Here is a 12,055-nt window from a genome sequence, read left to right on the forward strand (position 1 = left end):
GGAGGGGGGCTGGAATGAAGACTGCCTTTCGCATAGAGGATTTATCAGCGGGTTATGAGCGAAATATTATATTCAAGAACCTAAATACGAAAATCAAACATGGAAAAATCACGACAATTATTGGTCCTAACGGCTGTGGGAAATCCACATTATTGAAAACGATCGGGCGAATCTTAAAGAAGGAAAACGGGAAGGTTCTTCTTCAAGACCAAGATATGCAAGCGTTGTCTACAAAAGAGATTGCCAAGCGACTTGCGATTCTTTCGCAAGCCCCCTCGGCGCCAGCTCAATTGCGAGTAGAAGATTTAATTGCGTATGGCAGATATCCTCACCGGAAGAATGTGAATCGCCTTTCAAAGGAGGACGTAGAAGTAATCAACTGGGCGATGGAGGTGACGCATACGTCTGAGTTCAAATTGCGAGAGCTATCACAGCTTTCTGGAGGACAAAGGCAACGCGTCTGGCTAGCGATGGCGTTAGCGCAAAAAACAGAAATTCTCTTGCTTGATGAGCCAACAACTTACTTAGATATGGCCCACCAAATGGAAGTGTTGAACATCGTAAAAACACTAAATGCGGAGCATGGTTGTACGATTGTGATGGTACTCCACGATATAAATCAAGCTGCGCGTTTTTCAGATGAAATCATTGCAATGAGAAATGGCAAGATTATAGAGACCGGAAACCCTAAGGAGATTATGACGATGTCTGTACTAAACGATGTATTTCAAATTAACGCCAAAATCATTGAGGATGAAGGAATTCCTGTTTGTCTATCTTATGACATACGGTAAAAAAGGAGAATTGATATGCCTTTAAAAATAGGGATGACTCTTTCACCAACATTGTGATAATTGCTGCAAAAACGAGAAGTAATTGGCTCAGCCAATTGGGGTGTCATCGGAACATCAGAAGATGTCATTGCTGACATCTCAGCTTGGTATAACGAGAAAGCAATCGATAAGCATGATCGTATTACCGGGTGGATCCTATGTTTTTCTTCTATGATCGGTCATTCCGTTGCTAGTCAAGACCGGACTTTTAGACAAGAGTATAGAGGAAATATGCTACAAGAGCATTAGAATGAGTAAGGAGAGCTGCCCACTTTAGGCAGCTTTTTCTTAAAGGTTTATTTAATCGGAATCCAAATTTCTGAATAAAATTTAGTTTTATTTGACCCATCTTCAGGGTAAACTTCCATTTCTGGAGTACCTGCGTGTTCATATCCACTGCTCGGAAGCCAATCGGTGAAGATTTGTTTCCATGTATTTTGCATTGCTTCAGGCATTTCTCCTTTGACTTCGAATACAGCCCATTTTGAAGCAGGTATTTCAATAGATTCGAACTTACTACTTTCAACAGCTGTAGAATCTACGGCGATCCAGTATTCAATCTCATCTTTATCTGTTGAATCTATACAGACACCTAAGACACCTTTGATTGTTCCATCATTATATTGACAGAGTTTATTTACAGTACCATCGCTGTTCACTTGCCCCCACAACTTAGGAATTTCAATCAAATTCTCATTATTTACACACGAGTAATTTCTTTTTATGCCGATTACCTTAAAACTACTTTTTTCTATGATCGTAAATTTCATAGGAACTGCTCCTTTTAAAATGACATGGATTGATAAAGGCTGGTACATCTTTAACTTTGCTCTATATTTACTTGCGTGAGAAGGTGGAATAGAATGCTGTTTGCGAAAAGCTTTCGTGAATGATTCTGGCGTTTCATATCCATATTTTAAAGCGATATCAATAACCTTTACATGTAATTGTGCTAACTCTGTCGCCGCTAATGTTAAACGTCGTCGTCGTATATACTCAGAAATCGAACAATCTGTCAAAAGCGTAAATGTCCGTTGAAAATGAAAAGGAGAGATATTCGCTTGTTTCGCCACCTCCTCAATTTGAATATCCTCAAGTAAACGTTGCTCCATATAATCAATCGCTTTTTGAATATTGTACAACCAGCTCATCTAAAACATCTCCTCTGATTGAAATCATAATCTATCTCTCCATGATCATCCTGTCAAATCATGCTTTGTTTGGATAGCTTTTTTTATCCGAACCGAAATTGAATAAAGCTGTCAAAAGAGTTCGTTTTTACTCTCAGGACAGCTCCTTTCTTACAATTTATGCGTTTGGCGATATTCTGTTGGCGACATGTTTGTCTGCTTTTTAAATACGCGACTAAAGTAAAAGCAATCTTGGTAGCCGACAGCAGTTGAAACTTCTGAGATTGCTAACTCGCTAATGGTGAGCAGCTCTTTTGCTTTTGAAATACGGTAACTTGTTAAATATTGAATCGGTGTTAACCCAGTTATTTTTTCAAATAAGTATGAGATTCTTCTTCGATCAATCTCGAATAAATCGGCAACCTCACTAATTAGTACTTCTTCTTCGTAATGGGCTTGAAAATAACCGATGATCTGTGTAACTTGCTGTAGAGTAAAGTTGTATTCACTGTTTCTAGCTCCGTTCAAAATAGCCTGAAGCAAATTCATAAAAACAACTTTTATTTCAAATTGTGAAAAATAGTCAGGGTTCATATTTTTACTGAGCAGTTGGTTTGTGACAGCAAGAATTTCGTCCATACGGTCAATCTCGATCGAGAAATGTTTGTTTTGGAGAGAGGAAACATCGTCTTTCGTATGAAGTACATCGTAGTGGATAACAACGTAAGACCACTCTTCTTCAAATGTTTTAATTTCGATATCCATCCCTGCCCCAGCATGCACAATTGTTTTTTTATTAATAGAATACGGAACCCCATTCAAAGAAAACCTTGCTTCACCCTGCAACGGAATAATAATTCCAGACGACTGTAAATCCGTCTTTCGATTGGAGTCAAGCTTTCCTGAAGGTAGTGTGCTTTTAAAGGCATTCTTAAATTGAATCGAGGACGTTGCTAAATACTCGATTAATTCATTCGTCTTGATCGTCAAAATCCTCATCTCCCATTCTCAATGATTCATTGAAAATGAATATCATTACTAGTGATTATATCAATATTTCATACAGTAAAAAAGAGTCCGTTTTTAGGGTTGTATGCAGCCACCTGTTGGTTATTTACTTGTTCTTTAATCAATTCATTCAGTTCTCCGATTTATAAAATTGAACGAGAATAATAAGAGTATGTTTTTAGTCAAAATTCAGCCTAATTTTTAAATTTTTTGTAAGAAAGAATCTTTTCTAACAAAAATATTAAAAAAACCCATTTATTACAATTATAAATGATTCTAAAGTCACGTGTTATAGCAGTCTCCAACCATTAGAATAGTTCTTACGTCATGAGAAAAAAGATATATAAAATTTGGAGGAACTAATGAAGGTATTTAATCATTTAACAATTGCGAAGAAGATCAATTTAATTGTAATTACCATTTTTGTTTTGTTTTCAATGGTTTTATTCATTGTGATGCGGATGTTTGTTTCAAATGGTATTGAGGAGATTATTGTAGAAAAGACAATGTCTGATTTAGAACTATCTTACATTGCTTTAGATGGGATGTATCCAGGGGAATGGGAAGCTCGTGATGGAAAGTTATATAAAGGTGATCTCTTAGTCAATGAAAACTTTGACATGGTAGATAGCATTAATAAGATCACAGGAGGCAGAGCGACAATCTTCATGGGTGATACGAGGATATCTTCAAATGTAATGATTGATGGTGAGCGGTCTGTTGGATCTCAAGTTTCTGACCATATTAAAAAACGAGTACTAGATGAAGGGGAAATATATACAGGACATGCTGATGTTATGGGTGTTTCATACCAAACAGCTTATCGACCTATTACCAATGTCGATGGACAAATTATAGGCATTTGGTTTGTTGGAGTTCCAAATGATGAGGTAGGAGAAACCATTTCTTCCATTGTTCAAGTATTTTTGATCGTGTTGATTGCTGGATTGTTGTTGGCAGGTGCTATGATTGCCTTCTTTGCCAACCATATTAAAAAGCGTTTAAGCCTTGTTTCGCAGGTGTTAGACAGAGCGGGTAATGGTGACTTTTCTGAAGAGTTGAAAGACACTTCAAAGGATGAAATTGGGCAGCTATCACTAAGCTATAACAACATGAGAGAAAGTCTAAAGGGTTTAATTGAAAAGGTTGTTAAAACAGCTCAACAAGTGTCTGTATCTTCCCAACAACTTTCAGCAGGGGCGGAAGAAATGAGTCAAGCAACAGAACAAATTTCTGAATCGATCCAAGGAGTTGCATCAGGTGCGGAAGAGACGGTTTCAGGAACGACGAAAGCAAATGCATCGACACATGATGTCTCACAAATGATGAGAAGTGCGATGGACAATGCAAAACAAATGACACAATCGGCGCATGACACAAGAAGCAAGTCCGTGCAAGGAATGGATGTTATTAAACAAAGTGTTTCACAAATGGAAACAATTCATAATAAAACAGATGAAATTACGGTAATGATCAATGGTTTAGGCCAAAAGTCAAATGAAATCAATCAGTTTGTCACGTTCATAACTGGAGTTGCTGATCAAACGAACCTATTAGCCTTGAATGCGGCAATTGAAGCAGCTCGTGCTGGAGAGAACGGCAAGGGATTTGCCGTTGTCGCTGGCGAGGTAAAGAAATTAGCAGAACAATCGAGTAAGTCAGCTGAACAAATTAAAGAATTGGTGAATTCAATACTAGTCGAAATCAATCATTCCATCATAAATATGGACGATACAAAGCAGGTTGTCCAAAGTGGAATGGAAACTGTTAGGGATGCTGGTAAGGAGTTTGAAGGCATTTCAGCTTCAATTATTGATGTTACAAAACACGTTGAAGGAATATCAGGCATGATCGCTCGTATGGCCCAGCAAATCGAGTCAACAAATTCAATCATACATAATGTGACGTCAAAGGCAGAGGCTTCCTCAAGCTATTCACAAGAAGTGGCGGCTTCAGTTGAAGAGCAAAATGCAACGATGGAAGAAATGGCTGCAGCTGCCACCTCTCTCATGCATATGGCGGAAACATTACAGCAATCTGTCGAGAAGTTTAGATTGTAAGTTTGATTGTATAAGAGTAAAAACCATGATACGATTAAAAGGAATTTAATAGGACATCCACTAGGGGCGCCATTTTGGCTGAGACAGTTTGTACTGAACCCTTAGAACCTGATCTGGTTTGTACCAGCGGAGGAAAGTGGAGCACGAATGATTTCATGTTTGTGATATTTACATATACACAAGATGATTTGTTGCTCCTCTCCCAATTTCGGTAGAGGAGCTTTTTGTTTTCGTGTCGATCATTTCCTGCAGGGTAGGTGTCCTCCAAAATGAAAAGGAGGAAGGAAGTATGCGTTTTTCAGAACAAGTAAGGCAGGAAGCAGATTTTATTTTTGAGGCAATATTTAATCATCCGTTTATTCGTGGGATTGCAAATGGGAATGTACCAAAAGAGAGCTTGATTCATTACGTACAACAGGATTATGAGTATTTAACAACGTTTTGCCGCATTTATGGTTTAGCGGTTTCGAAATGTACGGAACGAAGTGAAATGGTGTTCTTCCAACAACAGATTGGATTTGTTTTAAATGAGGAGGTTCATCCGCATAATAATTTTTGTAGGGTTGCAGGTGTGGTTTACGAAGAACTTCAGCACGCCCCATTAGCACCAACAGCTCATCATTATACACGCCATATGCTTGAAGTCGCACAAGGTGGAACATTAGGGGAGACTTTAGCTGCACTCGCACCTTGTCCATGGACGTACTATGAAATTGGAATGCGCCTAGTTGAAGAAATGAATCCGAGTCCAGATCATCCTTTTTATGATTGGATTACGTTTTATGCGAATGAACGAGTAGAGTCAATTGTACAAATATTTAAAGATAAAATGGATGCGTGGGCTGAGAAAGTCGGCCAACAAGAAAGAGACAAAATGGTTGACCACTTTATCAAGAGCTGTCAGCTTGAACATCAATTCTGGACGATGGCTTATGAATGTGAAGACTGGTCGGTAAGTATGAAATAGCGAAGGTCGTAGGCTGTCGTTTTGCTAGATAAAACTCAAGTTTTGCTAGATAAATCTAGAATTTTGCAAGATAAAACTCAAGTTTTGCAAGATAAATCCGGGTTTTTGCTAGATAAAATGAATGCCCGAAAAAAGAGAAGCCTTGCTTTCAGGGCTTCTCTATAATCTTATTCATGTAATGAAATGCTATTCCCTATTCCTTGATCAACAGCTTTTTTATAAACGGCGACCGCAACAGCTGTATCAAGATAGGCAACACCAACGGACTTATAAAACGTGATTTCTTCAGCGTTCTCACGTCCTACTTTTTCCTTCGTAAGAATTGGTGCGATTTCGCTATAGAGCTTATCGAAGGACCACTCGTTGTTCGCGATTGGAATGAGGAGGTCGCCAGCTTCATGCTCTGCGCCTTCCTTCGTGTCGACAACAATTTTGCTGCTGCGATGTAATGTTTCAACATCGACTTCCTGCATATCCTCTTGGAAAGAACCAATGCCGTTAATATGTGTGCCTGGCTTTAAGTCTTTTCCAGAAAATACAGGTGTTTTTGACTTTGTGCTACATACAAGTACATCAGCTGACTCGACGGCTTCTTTGGCAGTAGAAACAACCGTTATGCTTCCATTCCAGTTTCCTAGCTTCCTAAGTAAGCTCTTAGCAAAAGTCTCCGCTTTATCTTTTGTTCGATTGAAAAGGATGATGTTTTCAATAGAGCGTACTGCTAGTACTGCTAAAATTTGTCCGAGTGCTTGTGCACCTGTACCAATGACGCTAAGTGTTTTCGCATCCTCTCTAGCTAAATGCTTAGTTGCTACTCCACTACTAGCACCCGTACGAAGAACGGTTAAATACGAAGCATCCATTAAGGCAACATGCTCTCCTGTTTTTGCATCTGTTAAGAGAATCATACCATGTAACGAAGGACGACCTTCTTTTGGGTTATCAGGAAAAACCGTTACAACCTTAATTGAACTATGCTCTAACGCCTCACTAAAAGCAGGCATATAAAGGCTAGTTCCATTCGTTGTTGGATGGTCTAAGGCTATCCTTACAGGTGTAGAAGATCTTTGATTATCAATAAAAGATTGTTCAATATCTCTTAAACACTCATCCATAGTATATAAGTTTTCAATCATTGATTTAGTTAAAATTAACATGTAAATCCCTCTTTTGTTAGTCTAGGTCTTTATCCTTTGTTTCTTTCGCTAAAACAACAGCAATAATGGAGATAATACCTGCTAGAACGATATAAATAGCAATTGGTATAGTAGAGTTAAATTCATTTAGTAAATACGTAGCGAGTAAGGGTGCTGTACCACCTGCAACTGCTGCTCCTATTTGATAACCAACTGTTACTCCGGTATAACGTACATTTGCGCTGAAGATTTCAGAGAACATTGTCCCTAGGACAGCCGTTACTGGAGCCCATACAAGTGCCAGTGCTAGGATCGTTGCGACGAATAACCAGAATGTAGATTCAAGCTGTAAGAGGTAGAAGTATGGGAATGCAAAGACTACAATCCCGATGGCTCCAGCTAGAAAGACTGGTTTACGTCCAAACTTATCTGATAGCATCCCCATGACTGGAATCATTAATGTTGCTGCAAGTGTTCCTAATGTGACTGCGTTTAATGCCGTGAGTCGATCAAAACTTAAACTCGTTGTGGCGTACGCAATAATAAAGGTTGAAAAGATGTAGAATGGACCTGTTTCAACAACCTTTGCACCAACTGCGATTAAAACGGAGCGCCAGTGGTAACGGAATGTATCAAAAAGAGGCACTTTCGCGATGTTTCCTGATTCTTTAGCTTCTTTGAATGATGGTGTTTCATCTAATGACTTACGAATCCATAACCCTAAAAAGACTAAAAATGCACTAAAAACGAACGGAACACGCCAGCCCCAGGCCATGAAGTGCTCTTCTGGCAATAAGCTCATTAAGGAGATTGCTAATGTACCAAGTAGCATCCCAATGGTAACGCCCATTTGTGGTACACTTCCAAAGAATCCACGTTTCTTCTTTGGTGCATATTCTACGGCTAATAGTAAAGCGCCTCCCCATTCTCCCCCGATTCCAAGACCTTGCACACAACGTAACAAGATTAATAGAATTGGTGCCCAAACCCCAATCATTTCATAAGTAGGTAAGAGACCAATTAATACGGTTGCTCCTCCCATAAGGGACAGAGTGATGACAAGTGTTTTTTTACGTCCAATTTTATCACCGATATGACTGAAGATGATACCGCCTAATGGTCGAATGAAAAATGGCAATGCAAACGTAACATATGCAAGCATGACACCTACAAGAGGATCATAAGAAGGGAAGAAAAGTTTGTTTAAAACAATTGCTGCAACAGTTCCATATAAGAAATAGTCAAACCATTCGATTGAACTTCCAATTAAACTAGCAATGAGTGCTTTTCTAGAATCTTTTTTAGATGGCACTGGCCTAGATGATTTTACTTCAATGGCTTCATTCATCAAAATCCCTCCAATTTTCAGAAATTACAGTGTCACTTCAATTTTCCTGTAAAAAAAAAGAATCATTCCATTGCGCGCAGGTACATGATTTTTTATTATTATACATAGATATACGAAAATTGACTAGAAGAAAATTTAGAATATTAATTTCCTTCGGAGGATTCTATGAATACAATTGGCCATAAAATTAAACAAATTCGCAAGAAAAAAAAGCTTACTCTAAAAGAAGTTTCTGCAAAAACAGGACTTTCGATCTCTTTTTTATCCCAAATCGAACGCTCGAAATCTTCAATGACTTTAGAATCCTTGAATAAAGTATCTGACGCGCTAGATGTTAGTCCTAGTGATTTCTTTGAAAGGTCTGAATATGTTGAACTTACACAGGTAAAGCGTAAGGAGCAGCTCGTTCAACTTCCGAACGACACATTCTTTCATTATCATTCCTTGATGGGCGACTTAGAGACTCCTTATTTTGAGCCAAGAATTGTGACCTTGCTTCCAACGAAGCAAGAGATCTCGCCATATATACATGAAGGCCAAGAATTTATTTATGTGCTTGAAGGAACATTAACTCTCTTGTACAAAGGGCAACTTTATGAAATGCAAGTTGGTGATAATTTTCACTTTGACTCAAGCACGCCACATAACTGGATCAATTACTCAGAGGGAGTCGTAAAACTCCTGCAAGTAGCGGCGAAGAGGGGGTAAAGAAGCCTGAATGGGAGATGATTTAGGAAACCATTTTGCAAGAACAAAATCTATGTTTAGCTCAAGCTGGAATCAGCCACTAGAGCTTTTCTTTTTTCTTGATATTGAGAATCATTTTCATTTAAAATAAAAATATAATATTACTAGATTGAGGAAAGAGATGAGTGAGATGTCTAGCAATGGTTATGCAGTTGTTTCTTGTAAAAGGCATGAGGTTCAAACTGGTAAGTGGCTGAGAGGCAGAAAGATTAAGGCTCCATCTCATTTTATTTGCTTTGTAATCTCGGGCGGAGTGACAGTTAGTGTCGATGGGGTTAAATGGGAATTACAAAAAGGAATGTGCTTGTATGTATCCCCCGCAAATACAATTGAGGTTGAGGTGTTAAGCCGGCTTGAATGTTACGTTCTCCAATATTCTCGATCAATAGTTGGTGACAAGGAGACTACTTTAAAAAGTACATTCAACGTTCATTCGATTGCTAAGGTTTCCTCCCTTTTTAATAAACTTTCTACATATAGTAAAGCGGATCGCACGCATTTATCATGGTTAAAGTACCAATCTCAATTCTTTGATTTGTTGTGGGTTCTTCATTCTGACTCTGAAAAGACAAAACAATCAATGGATCAAGGAATGGAACGAGTCCTGGCATACTTACATGCTCATTATGAAGATGATTTAGCCATTGGTTCCCTTCACCAACAAGCAGGGTTAACCAAGCAGTCATTTTGTCGTGCTTTTAAGCGTCATACAGGCAGTACTCCGACTCAGTATTTGCACCAATTAAGGGTGAAGAAGGCAAAGGAATTACTCATGTACCCAGATCATACGGTGAAAGATGTCGCCTGGAAAGTTGGCTATGATGATGAACTATACTTCAGTCGTTTATTTAAGAAGAAGGAAGGAGTTTCTCCTTCTCTATATCGCTCGTCAAAAGAGCCGAAGATAGCAGTTATTAGCCGTCTTTTTTTACAGGACCATTTGCTAAGCTTAGGAGTAGAGCCAGTTATCGCTCCTTGCTATCCTACAGAATTCCCGAATAATTACGGGCTACCAAATTATTTAAAACATAACTTCAACAAAGCTAAACTAATCAATCTCGAAAATTCAATTCAATCTACCGGTGTTGTTGATGCAGATCCTCACTATATTTTAACGACGACACATCATTCAGTTGAAGATCGAAAAAAGATTAATGCATTCAATCATCAAGTCATTCAATTAGATCGATTGCTTTCTTGGAAGGACTATCAGCGCAAAATTGGCAAGCTCGTCCATAAGGAAGAGGAGGCAGAATCGATTATTGAAAGAGTTAACCGTATAGAACAGCAAGGAAGAGACAGGCTAAAGAGTCTATCAAGGAGTGGAGAATGGGCGATCATCCGGGTTCAACAAAATCAACTATTAGTTCATGGGATTACAGGGCATGCGGTAAACGATTTATTTTTTGAAGGATTAGGATTTCAGGTAGCAGATGGCTGTACGCATCGCTCTTGCTTACCGTATTCAATGGAAGAATTTCTAGCATTAGATCCGGAAAACATCCTTATCCTTTGGAGCAGAGAAGCAGATTATTTACGAATGAAGGAACACGTTTTATGGAAGCAGTTAAAAGCTGTTAGAGAAGGGACTGTTCATCTACCAAATAGCTACGGATGGGATCCATGGGGACCATCAGGAAGAGAGTATATGGTCAAGGAGCTGCTTACTTATTTCGAAAAATGAGGGTAACTTTGTCTATTTAAGATTGGATAACCATGTCCATGGTGGTCAACTAAATAAAAACGTAAACTATCAATTGAGAGTGATTATCAAAATCAATCATTAGTTACATAAAAGGAGCGTTTTATAGATGAGTAGACGGAGAAGCATTTCATTTTTATTTGCAGCGATCATGGCATTCATGATGGTTCTTGCCGGCTGTGGGAACAGTGCAGATTCAAGCAATGCGACAACGAAGGATAAGGAGCCGGAAGATAAGCAAGAGCCGAAGACTGAAGAAATTCGTAAGATTGAACATGCGATGGGTGTTACAGAGATTACAGGCACACCGGAGCGCATTGTGGTCCTTACGAATGAAGGAACTGAAGCTTTATTAGGTTTAGGTGTAAAGCCTGTCGGAGCGGTTCAATCATGGAGTGGAGAGCCTTGGCATGATCATATTAAAGATGAAATGGAAGGCGTCAAAGATTTAGGCTTTGAAAATGAACCAAATCTTGAAGCAATTATTGAATTGAAACCTGACTTAATCATTGGAAACAAAATACGTCATGAAAAAGTATACGACCAGCTAGCTAAAATCGCTCCAACAGTGTTCTCAGCAGATTTATCGGGGCAATGGAAGGTGAACTTTGCTCTTTATGCTGAAACATTAAACATTGTTGAAGAAGGCGAGAAGGTAATGGCTGAATTCGATGAGCGTGTAGCTGCTGCAAAGCAGGAATTAGCGGATCAATTAGATACAAAAGTATCTGTGGCTCGCTTTTCATTCAAAGGCGTTCAAATTTATCAAAAAGATACATTTAGTGGGGTTCTTCTTGAACAATTAGGACTTGCAAGACCAGAATCACAGGATGTAGATGAGTTTGCTCAAGTAGTATCAGAAGAAGGAATGGAGGCTATGGATGGGGACATTCTCTTCTACTGGCTCACTCAGGAAAAAGGCGAGACAGCTGTAACTGATATGGCCAATGAATGGATGGAAAGCCAAGTATTCCAAAGCTTAAATGTTGCCAAAAATGATAGAGTATTTGAGGTCAATGAAACAATCTGGAACTCAGCTGGTGGGATTAAAGCAGCAGAACTGTTATTAGAAGATCTTGTGAAAAGCTTAAAATAGAAATGAAAAAGGGGGGTGTGAGCAGAGC

The 12,055-nt window shown here is 38.8% G+C and carries 11 protein-coding genes and 1 riboswitch; of the genes, 7 read left to right on the plus strand and 4 right to left on the minus strand.

Going from position 1 to position 12,055, the window contains the following annotated elements; translation table 11 throughout:
- Positions 1-14 precede the first annotated feature (14 nt).
- Together AC6F34_RS07190 and AC6F34_RS07195 are read left to right on the plus strand one after the other, a co-directional pair.
- Complete coding sequence (locus AC6F34_RS07190) at positions 15-794, plus strand: ABC transporter ATP-binding protein (RefSeq protein WP_500770501.1); 780 nt, start codon at positions 15-17, stop codon at positions 792-794.
- Between the two features lie 60 nt (positions 795-854).
- Positions 855-1,082 (plus strand): hypothetical protein, encoded by a 228-nt coding sequence (locus tag AC6F34_RS07195; RefSeq protein ID WP_500770503.1) that lies wholly within the window; start codon positions 855-857, stop codon positions 1,080-1,082.
- A 47-nt stretch (positions 1,083-1,129) separates the two neighbouring features.
- On the opposite strand, the gene AC6F34_RS07200 is transcribed toward AC6F34_RS07195, so the two are convergent.
- Positions 1,130-1,984, minus strand: coding sequence for an AraC family transcriptional regulator (locus AC6F34_RS07200; protein ID WP_500770505.1), 855 nt, complete (start codon positions 1,982-1,984; stop codon positions 1,130-1,132).
- Between the two features lie 150 nt (positions 1,985-2,134).
- Positions 2,135-2,953, minus strand: coding sequence for a helix-turn-helix domain-containing protein (locus tag AC6F34_RS07205; protein ID WP_500770507.1), 819 nt, complete (start codon positions 2,951-2,953; stop codon positions 2,135-2,137).
- 380 nt (positions 2,954-3,333) lie between these two features.
- Here AC6F34_RS07205 and AC6F34_RS07210 point away from each other — a divergent pair, with 380 nt between their 5' ends.
- Positions 3,334-5,031 (plus strand): methyl-accepting chemotaxis protein, encoded by a 1,698-nt coding sequence (locus AC6F34_RS07210; RefSeq protein WP_500770509.1) that lies wholly within the window; start codon positions 3,334-3,336, stop codon positions 5,029-5,031.
- 52 nt (positions 5,032-5,083) lie between these two features.
- Positions 5,084-5,183, plus strand: a riboswitch (TPP riboswitch).
- A gap of 137 nt (positions 5,184-5,320) precedes the next feature.
- A complete protein-coding gene (tenA, locus tag AC6F34_RS07215; RefSeq protein ID WP_500770511.1) occupies positions 5,321-5,998 on the plus strand; it encodes a thiaminase II in 678 nt (225 codons plus the stop codon).
- Between the two features lie 167 nt (positions 5,999-6,165).
- On the opposite strand, the gene AC6F34_RS07220 is transcribed toward tenA, so the two are convergent.
- Together AC6F34_RS07220 and AC6F34_RS07225 are read right to left on the minus strand one after the other, a co-directional pair.
- Entirely contained in the window at positions 6,166-7,155 is a 990-nt protein-coding gene (locus AC6F34_RS07220) for an ornithine cyclodeaminase family protein (protein ID WP_500770513.1), read from the minus strand.
- Positions 7,156-7,171: 16 nt separating this feature from the next.
- Positions 7,172-8,482, minus strand: a complete 1,311-nt coding sequence (locus AC6F34_RS07225) for an MFS transporter (RefSeq protein ID WP_500770515.1) — start codon at positions 8,480-8,482, stop codon at positions 7,172-7,174.
- Between the two features lie 165 nt (positions 8,483-8,647).
- On the opposite strand from AC6F34_RS07225, the gene AC6F34_RS07230 reads away from it, so the two are divergent.
- From AC6F34_RS07230 to AC6F34_RS07240, 3 genes are all read left to right on the plus strand, one after another.
- Positions 8,648-9,190 (plus strand): helix-turn-helix domain-containing protein, encoded by a 543-nt coding sequence (locus AC6F34_RS07230; protein ID WP_500770517.1) that lies wholly within the window; start codon positions 8,648-8,650, stop codon positions 9,188-9,190.
- A gap of 160 nt (positions 9,191-9,350) precedes the next feature.
- Positions 9,351-10,913 (plus strand): helix-turn-helix domain-containing protein, encoded by a 1,563-nt coding sequence (locus tag AC6F34_RS07235; RefSeq protein WP_500770519.1) that lies wholly within the window; start codon positions 9,351-9,353, stop codon positions 10,911-10,913.
- A gap of 127 nt (positions 10,914-11,040) precedes the next feature.
- Complete coding sequence (locus tag AC6F34_RS07240; RefSeq protein ID WP_500770521.1) at positions 11,041-12,027, plus strand: ABC transporter substrate-binding protein; 987 nt, start codon at positions 11,041-11,043, stop codon at positions 12,025-12,027.
- The last annotated feature ends 28 nt before the right edge of the window (positions 12,028-12,055 follow it).

Source organism: Niallia sp. CD-39 (assembly GCF_059874745.1).